Origin of the sequence: Citrobacter sp. wls619 (assembly GCF_005281345.1) — a bacterium.
GTDB lineage: Bacteria > Pseudomonadota > Gammaproteobacteria > Enterobacterales > Enterobacteriaceae > Citrobacter.
The window spans coordinates 1-17,401 of sequence record NZ_SZXJ01000041.1 but is presented as its reverse complement, the minus strand read 5'-3'; the positions used below and the strand labels follow the sequence as shown (position 1 = coordinate 17,401).

Sequence of the window (17,401 nt, the reverse complement as noted above, 5' to 3'; positions counted from 1 at the left end):
AGATTAAAGCGTCTCAGCGCCGGGCGCAGGTTTGGTTATGCTGATTGGGGGCATTGCCTGATGTTCCAGATATCTATTTCCACTATGCTTAGAATTCATGATGTGATCGGTAGCACGTTTTAAAGTTTAATTGTATGATGAATCAGTCTCGTCAAGGGTTTCAAATATGAGCAAGTCACTGAACATTATCTGGCAATATTTACGCGCATTCGTCCTCATTTATGCCTGCCTCTATGCAGGTATTTTTCTTGCATCACTGCTGCCAATCACGATTCCGGGCAGCATTATCGGCATGCTGATTCTGTTTGTATTACTGGCATTACAGATCTTACCGGCAAAATGGGTAAACCCAGGCTGCTACGTACTGATTCGTTACATGGCCCTGCTGTTTGTCCCGATTGGCGTGGGGATCATGCAGTACTTTGACCTGCTCCGTGCGCAATTTGGTCCGGTGGTGGTGTCCTGCACCATCAGTACACTGGTCGTATTCCTGGTAGTGAGCTGGAGCTCGCACATTGTTCACGGCGAACGCAAAATCGTTGGCCAAAAAGGGTCTAAACAATGATGTCGTATATCTGGTGGTCGTTACCCCTCACCCTGGCGGTATTTTTTGCTGCACGTAAGCTGGCAGCGCGATGCAAACTGCCGTTGCTGAATCCGTTGCTCGTCGCAATGGTGGTGATTATTCCCTTTCTGATACTGACCGGTATCCCCTACGATCACTACTTCAAAGGTAGCGAGGTGCTGAACGATTTACTGCAACCTGCCGTCGTCGCGCTAGCCTATCCGTTATATGAACAGCTGCACCAAATCCGTGCCCGCTGGAAATCCATTATCGCCATCTGTTTTGCCGGCAGTGTCGTGGCCATGGTCACGGGCACCTCAATTGCCCTGCTGATGGGGGCTTCACCAGAGATTGCCGCCTCTATTATGCCTAAATCGGTCACCACGCCTATCGCTATGGCTGTGGGTGGCAGTATTGGTGGTATTCCGGCAATCAGCGCAGTGTGCGTCATTTTTGTCGGTATCCTCGGCGCCGTATTTGGCCATACCTTGCTCAATGCCATGCGCATTCGCACCAAGGCAGCACGTGGACTGGCAATGGGTACGGCTTCACACGCCCTGGGCACGGCTCGTTGTGCAGAACTGGACTACCAGGAAGGCGCATTTAGCTCACTGGCGCTGGTGATTTGCGGAATTATTACCTCATTGGTTGCCCCCTTCCTGTTCCCGGTTATCCTGGCGGTGGTAGGCTAATCTGCATTTTTAAGCTGTTTATTTGCGATGCGTTGCACATTTTTCATTTAAGTTTCATAAGTTGCATACACAATGAGATTTGGATCACATATAAAGCCCTGTCAGGCCCGTAAACTACGGTTCCATTACATTGTTATGAGGCAACGCCATGCATCCACGTTTTCAAACTGCTTTTGCCCAACTCGCGGATAACTTGCAATCAGCCCTGGCCCCTATTCTGGCGGATGTACATTTCCCCGCCATGCTGACGGCTGAGCAGGTATCTTTGCTTAAACGCGAATCGGGACTGGACGAAGACGCGCTGGCATTCGCTCTGCTGCCTTTAGCTGCGGCCTGCGCACGCACCCCGCTGTCCAACTTCAACGTTGGCGCAATCTCACGAGGTATCAGCGGAACCTGGTATTTCGGTGGGAACATGGAGTTTCTGGGTGCCACAATGCAGCAAACCGTTCACGCCGAGCAGAGCGCTATTAGCCATGCCTGGTTACGTGGCGAAAAAGGACTCGCCGCGATTACCGTCAACTACACCCCTTGCGGGCACTGCCGTCAGTTTATGAATGAGCTGAACAGCGGACTGGATTTACGTATTCACCTGCCCGGGCGTGAACCACACGCACTGCGCGACTATCTGCCGGACGCTTTTGGGCCAAAAGATCTCGACATCAAAACGCTGTTGATGGACGACCAGGATCACGGCTTCGCGCTGCAAGGCGATGCGCTGACCCAGGCGGCGATTGCCGCAGCAAACAGATGCCATATGCCCTACAGCAACTCCCCGAGCGGCGTGGCGCTGGAGTGTAAAGATGGTCAGATTTTCAGCGGTAGTTATGCTGAAAACGCCGCCTTCAACCCAACGCTGCCACCGTTGCAGGGTGCATTAAACCTGTTGAGTCTGAACGGTTACGACTATCCGGACATTCAACGTGCGGTGCTGGCAGAAAAAGCGGATGCGGCGCTTATCCAGTGGGATGCGACGTCTGCCACCCTGAACGCGCTGGGCTGTGACAATATCGAGCGCGTACTACTCGGTTAAATCATGATGCCCGGTGGCGCTGCGTCATCGGGCAACAGTGACTAAAATCCCCTCAATCAGACTGCTGTTTCTTGCGCTCCGCCGTTGGGTACAGTAGCCTGATTGACATTCCATCCAATTATCGAGTTTTCTGCATGTTAAAGCGTGTGTTTTACAGCTTGTTAGTCCTGGTAGGCTTGCTGCTGTTGACAGTGCTTGGGCTCGACAGATGGATGAGCTGGAAGACGGCCCCCTACATCTATGACGAATTACAGGATCTCCCCTACCGTCAGGTTGGCGTTGTCCTGGGCACGGCAAAATACTACCGTACCGGTGTCATCAATCAGTATTACCGCTACCGCATTCAGGGCGCATTAAATGCGTATAACAGCGGCAAAGTAAACTATCTGCTCCTTAGCGGCGACAACGCGCAGCAAAGCTATAACGAACCGATGACAATGCGTAAAGACTTGATTGCCGCAGGCGTCGATCCCGCTGACATCGTGCTTGATTACGCAGGGTTCCGTACGCTTGATTCGATTGTTCGCACCCGCAAAGTATTCGATACCAACGATTTCATCATCATTACTCAGCGATTCCATTGTGAGCGGGCGTTGTTTATTGCGCTGCATATGGGCATTCAGGCTCAGTGCTATGCGGTACCCTCGCCAAAAGATATGCTTACCGTGCGGGTGCGCGAATTCGGCGCTCGCTTTGGTGCGCTGGCCGATCTCTACCTTTTTAAACGCGAGCCACGTTTTTTAGGTCCGCTGGTACCCATCCCGACCATGCATCAGGTACCCGATGATGCTCAGGGATATCCGGCAGTCACTCCTGAACAATTACTCGAATTACAAAAGAAACAAGGAAAATAAGCATGGATGTACAAACACTCTTCGTCGTATTGGCCTTTCTGCTCATTCCCCTCTTTTGTTTCAGGGAAGCCTGGAAAGGATGGCGCTCCGGAGCCGTAGATAAAATTAAGAAGAATGCGCGCGAACCGGTTTATGCTTATCGCTCGCAAGAGCCATTGCAATTTTGGTCCTATGTGCTGGTTTATGCCGGATGCGGATGTTTATCATTAGGTATGGTTGTTTATTTGGTATTTTATCGTTAACGATATTGTCTTTATATTAGATGTTGAGAATAACTAATATTATGATAACGGTTACCATTTCAATATAAGGGATTCATGCTGCCCGTCAGCATTTCCCTCACACCTTCTTCTATTTGTGAATCCTTTCACAGAATACTCTTCCTGCAGTGCTTAGCCTTAAGAATAGCCTTTCACTTTTTATATTTTGTTATTAAAGGGTTGCCTTAATTTACTCAAGCATTAAGGAAGAAAATATGCCACAACAAAATTATCTGGATGAGCTCACGCCGGCTTTTACCCCATTATTAGCAATAAAAGAGGCCTCTCGTTGTTTATTATGTCACGATGCCCCCTGTAGTCAGGATTGCCCGGCACAAACCGACCCAGGGAAATTTATTCGCTCCATTTATTTCCGCAATTTTAAAGGCGCGGCTGAAACTATTCGGGAAAATAATGCGCTCGGTGCGGTGTGCGCCCGGGTATGCCCAACCGAAAAATTATGCCAGCGCGGATGTACGCGTTCAGGAATTGATAAACCTATCGATATTGCGCGTCTGCAGCGATTTATTACCGATTTTGAACAGCAGACCGCAATGAAAATCTATCAGCCCGCAACAAAAACGCTGGGCAAGGTCGCCATCATCGGTGCAGGTCCGTCCGGATTACAGGCCAGCGTAACGCTGAGTAATCTTGGCTATGACGTCACCCTCTTCGAAAAGCAGGCCCAGCCAGGCGGCTGGTTGCGTTATGGCATTCCAGAGTTTCGTCTGCCGCAGGCGGTTTTAGATAATGAGATTGCCCGTATCGTAGAAATGGGCGTGACCATCAGATGCAATTGTGAAGTGGGTACTGCCCTTTCCCTTGAGCAACTCAAAACAGAATACCGCGCCGTACTGGTAACTGTAGGGATGTCTTACGGTTCTACGCTGCCTCTGTTTGATCAGGCAAATAATGTCGAAATTGCCGTCGACTTTCTGCAACGGGCCCGACAGTCAGGCGGCAATATTAGCGTCGCGCAAAGCGCATTGATCATCGGCGGTGGCGATGTGGCAATGGATGTCGCCAGTACACTGAAACTGCTGGGCTGCCCGTCCGTCACCTGTGTCGCACGTGAAGAACTGGCTGAATTCCCTGCCAGCGACAACGAGTTCAACAGCACCCAGGCGTTAGGGGTATCGATTATTGACGGTTTCACGCCTGTGGCGGTTAGTGGAAATCGCGTCACCTTTAAGCACGTACGCCTGCCGGGAGAACTCTCGCTTGAAGCCGAACATATTATTCTTGCCGTCGGTCAACATGCGCAGCTTGATGATTTCGCCGCGTTAAAGCCACAGCGCAATCTTATCGATACGCACAATTACCAAACCGCCGATCCGGTTATGTTTGCCGCGGGCGATATTGTTAAAGGCGATAAAACCGTTGTATACGCCGTGAAAACCGGAAAAGAAGCCGCTCAGGCCATTCATCACTATTTAGAGGGAGCTTGCTCATGTTAACGAAAGATCTTTCTATTACTTTTTGCGGCGTCAAATTTCCCAACCCGTTCTGCCTCTCTTCTTCGCCGGTGGGCAACTGCTATGAGATGTGCGCCAAAGCCTATGATACCGGCTGGGGCGGTATTGTTTTTAAGACGATCGGTTTCTTTATCGCCAATGAAGTCTCCCCGCGCTTTGACCATCTGACCAAAGAAGATACCGGCTTTATCGGCTTCAAAAACATGGAGCAAATTGCCGAACACCCGCTGGAGGAGAATCTGGCCGCAATTCGCCGACTGAAACAGGACTATCCTGACAAGGTCCTGATTGCGTCGATCATGGGTGAAAACGAAGAACAGTGGCAGGAGCTGGCTCGCCTGGTTGAAGAGGCGGGTGCAGACATGATCGAATGCAACTTCTCGTGTCCGCAAATGACCTCACATGCCATGGGCAGCGATGTCGGGCAAAGCCCTGAGCTGGTCGAAAAGTATTGTCGGGCAGTTAAACGCGGCTCAACCTTACCAATGCTGGCTAAAATGACACCAAATATTGGTGATATGTGTGAAGTTGCTCTGGCGGCTAAACGCGGAGGTGCTGACGGTATCGCGACCATCAATACGGTTAAATCCATCACCAATATCGACCTGAAGCGCAAAATCGGGATGCCGGTCATCAACGGTAAATCCAGTATTTCTGGTTATTCCGGCAAGGCCGTGAAGCCTATCGCTCTGCGCTTTATTCAGCAACTGCGTATGCACCCTGAACTGCGCGATTTTCCGATTAGCGGCATTGGGGGGATTGAAACCTGGGAGGACGCCGCCGAGTTTCTGCTGTTGGGTGCTGCCACGCTGCAGGTCACCACCGGAGTCATGCAGTATGGCTACCGAATCGTGGAGGACATGACCAGCGGGCTATCGCATTACCTCGCCGATCAAGGATTTGACTCGCTGGAGGAGATGGTTGGTCTCGCTAACGCCAATATCATCCCCGCAGAGGAACTTGATCGTAGCTACATCGTCTATCCGCATATCAATCTCGCAAAATGTGTGGGCTGTGGCCGCTGCTACATCTCCTGCTATGACGGTGGGCACCAGGCAATGGAATGGAATGAGGAGACCCGTACACCTCACTGCAACACGGAAAAATGCGTGGGCTGCCTGCTGTGCGGTCACGTTTGCCCGGTAGCCTGTATCGATCTCGGTGAGGTGAAATTTAAAACCGGCGAGAAAGCACATGCTTTAACCTTGTGACACTCACAAAAAAGCCCGGTGCAGATTGCGCTGCACCGGGCTTTTAGCGTTCTAATCGTTACTTCTTACGTGCGTATTTCAGTGAATCCAGCGCGACGGCGAAGATGATGATGCCGCCCTTAATAATGTACTGCCAGTAAGGGTTCACGCCGATGTAGGTCAGACCGTAGTTGATGACGGTGAAGATAATCACACCGGTCACCACGCCGAAAACCGTCCCCACGCCACCGCTGAACGACACGCCGCCAACCACGCATGCCGCAATGGCATCCAGCTCGTACATAAAGCCGAGGTTGTTGGTTGCAGAACCGATACGCCCTGCTTCCAGCAAACCACCGAAGGCATAGAACACACCAGACAGCGCATAGATAATCAGCAGGTTCAGCGCCACGTTTACACCGGATACTTTCGCGGCTTCTGGGTTACCGCCGATAGCGAAAATATTTTTACCAAAACGGGTCTTGTTCCACAGCACCCAAACAAAGGCCACGGCAATCAAGGCATAGAAAGTAATGTAGGAGAGTCGGAAACTACCCAGCGCAATAAAGCCCTGCGCAAAGGTTGAGAACCCGCTGTCAAAGCCAGAAATTGGCGATGCCCCAACAAAATCGTAATACAGGGAGTTAATACCGTAGACGATAATCATCGTGCCGAGGGTGGTAATAAAGGGCGTCACATTCAGATAAGCAATGATGATACCGTTTACCAGACCGATGACAGCACCGATAACGCAGACAATCAGCACGACCACAATAATGGGCATCGTCGCCATTTCCGGGAACACCTTGTTGGCGTTCTCCATCGACTGCAGCAAGGTTGCCGCCACGACCGCCGCCAGGCCAACCTGGCGCCCTGCTGACAGGTCCGTCCCTTGCGTAACAATCAGCCCGGCAACCCCCAGCGCGATAATAATACGCACCGAGGATTGCGTTAGAATATTACTCAGGTTCAGTAAACTTAAGAAAGTGGGATCCTGGAAAATAATAATTGCCAGCAAAACCAAAAGAACAACGTAAATTCCGCCTTCTTTCAGATAAGTAAGAAAACTTTTCTTATTTAACGCACTCATGAGGAGCCCCTAATCTTAAAGGTGCAAAGACGCAAGACGGAGGATTTCGTTTTGCGTTGTGGTTTTGGTTTCAACAATTCCCGCGACGAGGCCATTGCTCATCACCAGAATACGATCGGTAATACCTAGCAATTCTGGCATTTCAGAGGAAATAATAATGATCCCCTTTCCTTTTTTCGCCAGTTCAGCAATCAACTGATAAATCTCAAATTTCGCGCCAACATCAATACCGCGTGTCGGTTCATCCAGCATCAGGATTTCCGGCTGCGTTAACAACCAACGGCCAATGACCACCTTTTGCTGATTACCGCCAGAAAGCGAACCAATTTGCGTACGGTGCCCTGGTGTTTTTACCCTCATCGAGTCAATTACCCACTGGGTATCGCTCTTCATGCGGGAATTATCCAGCAGGCCGACTTTATTTTTATAGTTCTGGATATTGGAGATTAACGAGTTAAAACCAATGTCCAGATAGGCATAAATCCCGGTTGAGCGACGCTCTTCGGTGACCAGCGCAAAACCATGGTTAATCGCTTCATTCGCGCTGTGGTTATTGATTTTTTTGCCGTGGAGCGTAATCGTGCCCGATGATTTCTCACGAATGCCAAACAACGTTTCAACGATGTCGGTGCGTTTCGCGCCAACCAGACCGGCAATGCCGAGAATTTCCCCTTTATGGAGATCAAAAGAGATATCACGAATCGACGGCTGACGCAGAGAAGTCAGGTTACGCACTTGCAGAATCACTTCTCCCGGCTTGTTCTCTTTGTCCGGGAAACGTTGGTTCAGTGAACGTCCGACCATCATGGCGATGATCTTATCCATGTCCAGCCCTTCCAGCGGCTGGGTCGCAATCCATTGACCATCGCGCAGCACGGTAATTTCATCACACAGTTGAAAGATCTCTTCCATTTTGTGAGAAATATACACAATCCCGCACCCACGCTCTTTCAGCTTACGGATGATGGTAAACAGATGATTAACCTCTTTCTCGGTTAACGATGAGGTCGGTTCATCCATAATGACGATTTTGGCGTCATACGAAAATGCTTTTGCAATTTCAATCATCTGCATTTGCGAAACAGATAATGTTCCGACACGCGCACGCGGATCGATGTCAATATCCAGTTCATCGAATATCGCTTTGGTATCGCGGTACATTTTTTCCTGATCGACAAACATGCCTTTGGTGGGATAGCGCCCCAGCCACATGTTGTCCATTACAGAACGTTGTAATACCAGGTTTAATTCCTGGTGTACCATTGAAATACCATTCTCAAGCGCTTCTTTAGCAGAATGAAAATCGATTTCTTTACCCTGAAATAAAATACTACCGGAATCTTTTTGATAGATCCCAAAAAGACATTTTAATAATGTTGACTTTCCAGCGCCATTCTCGCCCATCAGAGCATGAATAGAATGTGGGCGGACTTTTAAATTGACATTATCAAGAGCCTTAACGCCGGGAAAGGACTTGTTGATGCCGCTCATTTCCAACAAGTATTCGCCTGACGACTGAGTATTAGTGCTGACCATAATTATACCTTGTTGGCCTTGCAGAGTGCGCAATTAAGGGCGCAATGAAATTGCGCCCACAGACGGAGTATTTATTTGTTGGTGAACTCTGCCAGATTATCTTTATCGACACCGACATATGGAACGCGAACAATTTTGTTCTCAATTTTCCAGTTGGTGCCGTCTGCCGCGCCTTTGCCATCAGCCAGGTTTCTCGCCAGATCGAAGGTCGCTTTCGCCTGGTTGTTTGCATCGTTCAGCACGGTACCGGCCATGGCGCCAGATTTCACCAGAGCCAGTGCTTCAGGCAGCGCATCGACGCCAAATACCGGGACGCTGGTTTTGTTGTGCGCTTTCAGCGCTTCAACTGCGCCCATCGCCATGGCGTCATTGTTGGCGATAACCACTTCAATTTTGTTTGCGTTAGGACCAGACATCCACGCATCCATTTTATCTTTCGCCTGAGCGGTATCCCACATTGCGGTATCTAACTGCAACTGCTCAGTTTTAATGCCTTTGTCGTTCAGCTCTTTAATCACGTAGGTCGTACGTGCTTCGGCATCCGGGTGTCCCGGTTCGCCTTTCAGCAGAACAAACTGAATTTTGCCGTCTTTGTTCAGATCCCAGTTCGGGTTAGCGGCCCAGTGCTTGGCAATCAAATCACCCTGAATAATCCCGGACTCTTTGGAGTCAGTACCGACGTAATACGCTTTGTCATAGCTGTCCAGCGCTTTACGAGAAGGTTCTTTGTTGAAGAATACAATCGGTACGTTCTGTCCGCGTGCTTTTTCAATGACCGTGCCTGCCGCTGCCGGGTCAACCAGGTTGATAGCCAGTGCTTTAACGCCTTTTGCCAACAACACATCAATCTGATCGTTCTGTTTGGACTGATCGTTTTGCGAGTCATTCATCAGCAACTGTACATCCGGCGCCGCTTTGGCATCTTTTTCAATAGCCTTGCGTACCACAGACATAAAGTTATCGTCATATTTATAGATAGTCACACCAATGCGGGTATCAGCAGCGTGCGCAGCCGCGCCGAATAACATGCTTGCCATTACAGCAGACAGGGTCAACACCTTCTTATTCATGGTATCTCCGGTTTTATTATGCAGGGTAGTACTTGAGATAAATGCTCGGCAGGCAGAACGTTACTGAAGTGTTACTGAACGCCGAAGCTCACTTTTAAAAATATTTCTTCCGTGTCTGGCAACGCTCCAAAAACAGGCTTTAATTGTTGTTTAAGGCGCCTATACCTCGATGAAAGTGATTATTCACCGTTACATAGTAGTTACAGCGCAGCAAACAGTGTCATCATAGCTATCGCATTGTTAAGATACTGTGAATTTACTCACATATTGAAAGCGGTTACATAGCCTGACATTATCAGTTAGTGATCGGTGCCGCATTCTGCCGCAAAGCCACAGAATGACGTCGCACCAGCGTCGGCATAAAGCAATGTGTTGCATCAGGATCCAGCGTTCCCGCCGCACCTTGTAGCGCAAGCTCGGTGGCCATTTTTGCCATAGAAGCAATGGGATAGCGCACCGTTGTCAGCTGCGGGTCGGTGTAACGTGCGATGGGAATATCGTCGAACCCAATGATAGACAGATGTAATGGAATGGCGATGCCGTTGTCTTTTAACGCCGTTAGCGCGCCAGCGGCCATATTGTCGTTGTAAGCGAAGACTGCCGTCAGTTGCAGGTTACGTCCCAGCAGTTCCACCATGGCGGACTCTCCGCCCTGCATATCCGGTGAACCGGTACCTATCCAACTGTCAGCCGGGGTAATCCCCTGTTCTTTCAGAGCACTTAGCCATCCTTCTTTACGCATTGCATCGTCCTCAATGCGGTGACTTGATGCCAGGTAACCAATACGTTGATGCCCATTATTCAACAGCATGCGGGTTGCCATTTTGGCGCCGCTAATATTATCCAGACAGACGCAACGATGCGCATAGCCCGGCACAATGCGGTTGATCAGCACCATACCGGGGATCTGATCCATAAACTCCGCCAGCTCGCGATCGCTCAACGCTTTCGAGTGAACAATCAGTGCGTTACAACGCTGACGAATCAGTACCTCAATGGCATGACGCTCTTTTTCAGCTTCGTGGTAGCTGTTGCCAATCAGGACGTACTTCTGATGCTGCTGGGCAACCAGGTCCACGGCTTTGACCAACGCGCCAAAAAATGCATCTGATACATCCATCACCACGCCCCCAATCGTGTCGCTCACCTGCGTCGCCAGCGCTTGTGCATTGGCATTAGGGCGATAGCCGAGCTGAGTCACAGCTTTCATTACCGCTTCACGCGTGTCAGGACTCACCAGCGCACTGTTGTTGAGTACGCGGGAAACGGTCGCTACAGAAACACCAGACTGCCGTGCCACATCACGAATGGTTACCATATTCACTGCCCTGTTTTAGATTGCGGCTGCCCGCAGACACCCCAGGCTGGGTATTTTGTCAGCACAACGAAACGGACTGCGTGAGTGATGTCACAGGAATGAAAGCGCTTACATCCATTTTGTTAATGAATGTGATCCAGATCGTTATCTGGATGTTCGCGGTAATGATGTCCCTGACGCACGCAGGGTTAATTGACGCCATAGCCATTCTACCGGGCCTTGCCGGTAAAAATGCAACCAAATGACGGAGAAAAGCAGGTTAACGGCCCAGACCGGAATGACAAATAACAGCAGCGCCAGTCGGTCATATTTCATAAATAAGCCGAATTGATAAAACAGCGTGGTGCAAATTAAGGTTTGCAACAGATAGTTGGTCAGCGCCATGCGCCCAACGCAGGCTATCGCAACAACCCCTTTTAAGCGGCTCAGCTGCGGCCAGAAACCAAACAGCAATGCGGCATAGCCAATTGTCTGAAACGGCGCGCCCAGCTCACGCGGGGCCTGCAACAGAAAAGCGCACCAGCGATATGCCCAATCCAGATGCCACTGCGCAACGATAGCAGGCAGGTTAATCGCAATGCCAATAATGACCAATAACGCGCCGGTACGTCGATAATGCTGCAAACTGTACTGCCCTTTCAGCCAACCGCTGCGCATCAATGCCGCGCCCAGCAGCATCATCCCCGCCAACTGCCAGCCGTACTGTGCGCCCAGCGCCAGTAAGCTATTCGACAGCATATCCACGCGATTGCTGACCGCTTCCATACCGCCGTTAATCTTCCAGTACTTCTCATACAGCAACGCAGAAGCATCCGGTGTCCAGGCCCGACTGGTCTCACTTCCGGAGATAAACCCCAGCAGCAACAGCACGCCAACGCCCACCAGATAGAGCAACACGCCGGTATTAAACAGACTTTTGACGGAAGGGGCATCGCGAACCAACCGCCAGCAAATCAGCCCGATGAGACCATACGCCAGCAGGATATCGCCATCCCAGAACAGCAAACCGTGAATAAACCCCAGCAGGACCAGCAAAGTGAGTCGCGACTGGATCCAACGTTTGCCTCGCGGTAGCAGCATCTGCAAACCCGCGCCAAACAGCAGCGCAAACAGCGTGAGGAATTTCACCTGCGCAAAGAGATCAAGCACAGCCCAGGTCCAGGCATCTGACGGGGTAATGCTGCCGTACCAGGCAGGATTCAGATAGGCCGCCTTTGGCAGACCAAAGGCGCTAATATTGAGAAGCAGGATGCCGAGGATGGCGACGCCACGAATAAAATCCAGCGTGACATTACGCTCCATGGCCCCTGCCCTGATCAGTTGTGGTGACGCACGGCGCGCAGGAATTCCTGACGCGTATTCTGGCTGGACTTAAACAATCCGCCAAGCGAGGTGGTGGTGGTGGCGCTGGTCGCATCACGGATACCACGCGCTTTCACGCAGTAATGCACCGCATCAATCGACACCGCCACATTATTCGTCCCGAGCAGCGTTTGCAGCGCGGTGAGAATTTGCTGAGTCAGCCGTTCCTGGACCTGCGGGCGCTGAGCGAAGAACTGCACAATGCGGTTAATCTTCGACAGACCGATGACCGAATCTTTCGGAATATAGGCCACCGTCGCTTTGCCATCAATCGTGACGAAGTGATGCTCGCAGGTGCTGGTCAGCGTGATATCGCGAACCGTGACCATCTCGTCCACCTTCATTTTATTTTCAATGACGGTGATTTTAGGGAAATTGGCGTAATCGAGGCCGGAGAAAATCTCATCGACATACATTTTTGCGATGCGATGTGGCGTTTCCATCAGACTGTCATCGCTCAAATCAAGATTGAGCAATTGCATAATCTCGGTCATATGACCGGAGATAAGACGTTTGCGCGTTTCATTATCCATCTCTTGCACGGGCGGGCGTAGCGGTGTTTCAAGACCACGCGCGACCAGCGCTTCATGAACCAGGGCCGCTTCTTTACTGAGTGATGACATTTCTTTTTCTCCTGCAGGTGGGGCGCCTCTGCCCTGCGTGGGGCAAAGTTTTTAGGCTGTGTCACAGCCAGAACATTGTGCGTGAGGCGGCGCACATAATCCAGTATTCGCCGCGATAATTATTGAAATTGGTGCTGCCTTTTAGCACACAGATTTCAAACGTCGTTCAACCGGGTGAATTCGAGTGTTAATGTAAAGTTATATAGATGATGAAGTATGTTTGCTCAATGCGGAAGTGAAAGTTACTCACAGTGCAATGAATAATCTGTATTATGGTGAGTTCGCAAACACATTCAGGTTCAACACAACAAGGAGCCACGCATGGAAATGCTTGAAGAGCACCGCTGTTTTGAAGGCTGGCAGCAACGCTGGCGTCATGACTCCACCACGCTAAATTGCACCATGACCTTCAGTATTTTTCTTCCACCACCCCGGGATAACACCCCGCCTCCGGTGCTGTACTGGCTGTCAGGTTTGACCTGCAATGATGAAAACTTCACCACTAAAGCCGGAGCGCAACGTATTGCGGCTGAACTGGGCATCGTTCTGGTGATGCCTGATACCAGCCCGCGTGGGGAACAAGTCGCCAATGATGAAGGCTACGATTTAGGCCAGGGCGCCGGATTTTATCTCAATGCCACGCAACAACCGTGGGCCTCACATTTTCGCATGTATGACTATATGCGTGATGAGCTACCGGCACTCATTCAGTCACAGTTTAACGTCAGCGATCGCTGCGCCATCAGCGGGCACTCAATGGGGGGGCATGGTGCACTGATCATGGCACTGAAAAACCCTGGTAAATACACCAGCGTTTCTGCCTTTGCCCCCATCGTCAATCCATGTCGCGTACCGTGGGGTGAGAAAGCCTTTAGCGCCTACCTGGGTGAGGATAAATCACGGTGGGCGGAATGGGACAGCTGTGCGCTGATGCTGGCCAGCAAACCCGAAGATGCGATCCCAACGCTTATTGATCAGGGGGATAGCGATCAGTTTCTCGCCGACCAGCTGCAACCCGCAGTCCTGGCCGAAACCGCCCGTCAGACTGCATGGCCGATGACATTACGCATTCAGCCTGGCTATGATCATAGCTATTACTTCATTGCATCGTTTATTGAAGATCACCTGCGTTTCCACGCCCAGTATCTGCTGAAGTAGTCCTTCTCAGATTGCTGGCAAAGTCCAGGTGCGTGTTTATGCCGGGTGGCGACTACGCCTTACCCGGCCTACGCGTTTGCCCATCTCACTAAGTTGCGTAAATTTGATGTCGGCCTGATAAGCGAAGCGCCTTCAGGCGCTGGTTTGCCGCCAACCCTCTTTACTTCTCCATCTTTTCTTCACTTTTTATCCATTTTTATTTCGCCGCTATCTCATTGATTTTATAAACACTTACCCAAATTTCATATCAAACACAAATGATTTCTATTATCATTTGTGTTTACAAAAATTCATACTTTTGTACAATCCCCCCGCTTCTTTACTGAAAAGAGTCCTTAAAAGACAAATACATACAATTGTCATGGCCTTTCACATGACACGCAGTTAGATTCATTTAAATGGAATGATACAAATGACTATACCTCACGTTAAGGCTGTAGCCGCCGCAGTATGCGTCGCGAGTCTCCCATCACTCGTCTATGCCGCCGACCAGGATACCGTGGTCGTCACCGCCACCGGGTTTGAACAAAAAATTCAGGATGCCCCCGCCTCCATTTCGGTTATTACCAAGCAGCAGATCGAAGATAAAGCGTATCGCGATGTCACCGATGCCCTGAAAGACGTCCCAGGTGTTGTTGTGACCGGCGGCGGTAGCAGCAGTGATATCAGCATCCGCGGTATGGCCTCGCAATACACGCTCTTCCTGGTTAACGGTAAACGTATCAGTACACGCGGTACCCGCCCGAACAGCGACAACGCGGGTATTGAGCAAGGCTGGCTGCCGCCACTGGAATCCATCGAGCGTATCGAGGTGATCCGTGGCCCGATGTCGTCTCTGTACGGCTCTGATGCCATGGGCGGCGTGATTAACGTGATCACCAAAAAAGTCTCGAATACCAAAGCCTGGACCGGCTCCCTACATGGCGACGCCACCCTCCAGGAAGATCGGGACTCCGGTGACCTTTACCAGACAAATGCCTACGCGTCCGGACCACTGATCGACGGGCTACTCGGCGCAAAAGTGACCGGGCTGTTCTCCCATCGCGGAGAAGATAAGATAGTCAATGGTTACAATGAACAGCGCCTGCGCAACGGCGGACTCACCCTTAACTTCACCCCGGATGATAAAAATGACATCGACTTCGATGTCGCGCATGAACTACAGGATCGCAACAGCACGCCGGGCGAATCGATGGCGGCAGAAAACTGCCGTAACGGTGTTTGTAAGCCAAACAGCAAAAGCTACAACCGTTATGAACACACAACGTATTCATTAACCCACAGCGGTTATTACGACGATTTCAACAGCACCAGCTATGTTCAGCAGGAAGAGACCAAAAACCCTGGTCGTCAGATGAAATCCTACAATACGATCTTCAATAACCAGAACCAGGTCTTCCTCGGGGCTCACACCCTGACAGTTGGCGGGCAATACCGTTATGAAAAACTGCGCGATAACGGCAACCAACTGCAGGCAGCTGACGGTCTGAACAAATTGACCCGCTGGAGCTGGGCGCTGTTTGCCGAAGATGAATGGGCGGTTACCGATACTTTCACGCTGACCGGCGGTCTGCGTATGGATAAAGATGAAAACTACGGTGACAACTGGACGCCGCGCGGCTATGGCGTATGGCACCTGAGCGATCAATGGACCTTAAAAGGCGGTGTTTCTGCGGGCTATCGTGCGCCGGATCTGCGCCAGTCATCCGCAAGCTGGGGGCAAGTGACCGGCGGCGGTCGTCTGAACGGGATCATTGTCGGCAACCCGGATCTGAAACCAGAAAAAAGCCTGAGCGAAGAGATCGGTTTACTGTGGGATAACGGCAACGACCTCAATGCGGGCGTCACGCTGTTCAATACCGACTTCAAAAACAAAATCACCGAAGTGCGTCGCTGTAACAGCAGTGCCGATCCGGCTTGTACTATTGGCAGCACCCATTACGACTTTGTCAGCGATCGGGTTAACGTTGATAAAGCCAATATGCGCGGCGTCGAATCCACCTTCGGCTGGAAGATGACCTCCGACATCAACTGGACAGCGAACTATACCTACACCGAATCTGAACAGAAAAGCGGCCAGTTCTCGGGTCAGCCGTTAAACAAAATGCCAAAGCATATGTTTAACACCACCCTGGACTGGCAGGCTACGCAGGATATCGGTTTCTGGAGCCGTTTGAATCTGCGTGGCAAAACATCAGAATACCTGAGTCGTACCTCTATGGCGCAAGGCACCCCTTCCTATACCCAGGTCGATATCGGTATGCGCTACTACGCGACCAAAGATGTGCTGCTTACTGCGGGCGTGTATAACGTGCTGGATAAACAGATTGATTACGATACCTATGACACCGTGCTTGATGGTCGTCGCTATACTGTTGGCCTGACATACAACTTCTAAAGTTTGGACAATAAAAACCCCGGCAAGGTGAATGTCTAATGCCTGTTAGTTAAGCATGTATGGAGAACATTTTATTCCGCTACGGGGTTCCGTTCACTTCAACGGTATCACTTCTTTGAATCAGCCTCCCTTGCATCCCAGGCTCCCGGCGGGAAAATCGTCGCTGCGCGAGCTATTCGTCTTATTCCGTCTGCCTGTCGGGTCGGGGCCGAGCCTGCATCCCTGCAGGCCGTCCCCTCTGCCCGCATCCCTGCGGGCAGTCCCGGTCAGCCGTCAACGCCTCATCGATTTTCAGCCGGACCAGGGTGTCGCTTCAACTCTCTGACTTTCAGTTAAATCTGGCGCGAGCTATTCGTCTTATTCCGTCTGCCTGTCGGGTCGGGGCCGAGCCTGCATCCCTGCAGGCCGTCCCCTCTGCCCGCATCCCTGCGGGCAGACCCGGTCAGCCGTCAACGCCTCATCGATTTTCAGCCGGACATGGGTCATCGCTTCAACGCTCTGACTTCCAGTAAAATCTGTTTTGCTGTTCAGATATATTCAAATAAAAATACAGATGGTCAGGTGTGGCTGGTCCGGCTGAAAATTGCCGACGTGTTTCCGTAAGGCCGGGAGAACCCGCAGGGATGCGGGTTCAGGGTGCGTGCGACAGGGATGTTGCATCGCGCCCGGCCCGGTAGCCTGGAGGAATAAGCGGAGGGAACCGCGGAGCGGCAATTTTCCCGCCGGAAGCCGGGATTGTTAAGGGTGCGCGATAGCACCCTTAACACGTTCACCGGC

General features: G+C 51.0%; 15 protein-coding genes. 9 read left to right on the top strand and 6 right to left on the bottom strand.

Annotated features, from left to right (window positions below; all coding sequences use genetic code 11):
* The first annotated feature begins 166 nt into the window (after positions 1-166).
* The 7 genes from FDX19_RS07895 (at position 167) to preA (ending at position 6,090) form a co-directional block, all read left to right on the top strand.
* Positions 167-565: a CidA/LrgA family protein gene (locus tag FDX19_RS07895; protein ID WP_005129194.1), complete on the top strand. Its 399-nt coding sequence runs from the start codon at positions 167-169 to the stop codon at positions 563-565.
* Entirely contained in the window at positions 562-1,257 is a 696-nt protein-coding gene (locus FDX19_RS07890) for a CidB/LrgB family autolysis modulator (RefSeq protein WP_137382292.1), read from the top strand. The genes FDX19_RS07895 and FDX19_RS07890 overlap by 4 nt, the downstream gene beginning before the upstream one ends.
* 148 nt (positions 1,258-1,405) lie before the next feature.
* Positions 1,406-2,290 (top strand): cytidine deaminase, encoded by an 885-nt coding sequence (cdd, locus tag FDX19_RS07885; RefSeq protein WP_137382291.1) that lies wholly within the window; start codon positions 1,406-1,408, stop codon positions 2,288-2,290.
* 134 nt (positions 2,291-2,424) lie between these two features.
* Positions 2,425-3,144: an outer membrane permeability protein SanA gene (gene sanA / locus FDX19_RS07880; protein ID WP_137382290.1), complete on the top strand. Its 720-nt coding sequence runs from the start codon at positions 2,425-2,427 to the stop codon at positions 3,142-3,144.
* A gap of 2 nt (positions 3,145-3,146) precedes the next feature.
* On the top strand, positions 3,147-3,386 hold the full coding sequence (locus tag FDX19_RS07875) for a DUF2542 family protein (RefSeq protein ID WP_137382289.1): 240 nt from the start codon (positions 3,147-3,149) through the stop codon (positions 3,384-3,386).
* Positions 3,387-3,619: 233 nt separating this feature from the next.
* Positions 3,620-4,861: an NAD(P)-dependent oxidoreductase gene (locus FDX19_RS07870; protein WP_137382288.1), complete on the top strand. Its 1,242-nt coding sequence runs from the start codon at positions 3,620-3,622 to the stop codon at positions 4,859-4,861.
* On the top strand, positions 4,855-6,090 hold the full coding sequence (gene preA / locus FDX19_RS07865) for an NAD-dependent dihydropyrimidine dehydrogenase subunit PreA (RefSeq protein ID WP_137382287.1): 1,236 nt from the start codon (positions 4,855-4,857) through the stop codon (positions 6,088-6,090). Before FDX19_RS07870 ends, preA begins: the two co-directional genes overlap by 7 nt.
* Before the next feature lie 58 nt (positions 6,091-6,148).
* Here preA and mglC read toward each other — a convergent pair whose 3' ends face one another.
* The 6 genes from mglC to folE all read right to left on the bottom strand — a co-directional run bounded on the left by mglC (position 6,149) and on the right by folE (position 13,068).
* Positions 6,149-7,159, bottom strand: a complete 1,011-nt coding sequence (gene mglC, locus FDX19_RS07860; RefSeq protein WP_005129205.1) for a galactose/methyl galactoside ABC transporter permease MglC — start codon at positions 7,157-7,159, stop codon at positions 6,149-6,151.
* 15 nt (positions 7,160-7,174) lie between these two features.
* Complete coding sequence (gene mglA, locus FDX19_RS07855; RefSeq protein WP_137382286.1) at positions 7,175-8,695, bottom strand: galactose/methyl galactoside ABC transporter ATP-binding protein MglA; 1,521 nt, start codon at positions 8,693-8,695, stop codon at positions 7,175-7,177.
* A gap of 71 nt (positions 8,696-8,766) precedes the next feature.
* Positions 8,767-9,765 carry a galactose/glucose ABC transporter substrate-binding protein MglB gene (gene mglB / locus FDX19_RS07850; protein ID WP_043016958.1) on the bottom strand — a complete coding sequence of 333 codons (999 nt, stop codon included), beginning with the start codon at positions 9,763-9,765 and terminating at the stop codon, positions 8,767-8,769.
* 295 nt (positions 9,766-10,060) lie between these two features.
* Complete coding sequence (galS, locus tag FDX19_RS07845) at positions 10,061-11,083, bottom strand: HTH-type transcriptional regulator GalS (protein WP_137382285.1); 1,023 nt, start codon at positions 11,081-11,083, stop codon at positions 10,061-10,063.
* 144 nt (positions 11,084-11,227) lie between these two features.
* The gene (gene yeiB / locus FDX19_RS07840; RefSeq protein WP_137382284.1) at positions 11,228-12,385 is read right to left on the bottom strand and encodes a DUF418 domain-containing protein YeiB; all 1,158 of its coding nucleotides are present in this window, start codon (positions 12,383-12,385) and stop codon (positions 11,228-11,230) included.
* Positions 12,386-12,399: 14 nt separating this feature from the next.
* Complete coding sequence (folE, locus tag FDX19_RS07835; RefSeq protein ID WP_003027410.1) at positions 12,400-13,068, bottom strand: GTP cyclohydrolase I FolE; 669 nt, start codon at positions 13,066-13,068, stop codon at positions 12,400-12,402.
* A 321-nt stretch (positions 13,069-13,389) separates the two neighbouring features.
* Between folE and fghA the strand changes: the two genes are divergently transcribed.
* Complete coding sequence (gene fghA / locus FDX19_RS07830; protein WP_137382283.1) at positions 13,390-14,226, top strand: S-formylglutathione hydrolase; 837 nt, start codon at positions 13,390-13,392, stop codon at positions 14,224-14,226.
* A 412-nt stretch (positions 14,227-14,638) separates the two neighbouring features.
* Complete coding sequence (locus FDX19_RS07825; RefSeq protein WP_137382282.1) at positions 14,639-16,624, top strand: ligand-gated channel protein; 1,986 nt, start codon at positions 14,639-14,641, stop codon at positions 16,622-16,624.
* Positions 16,625-17,401 lie beyond the last annotated feature (777 nt).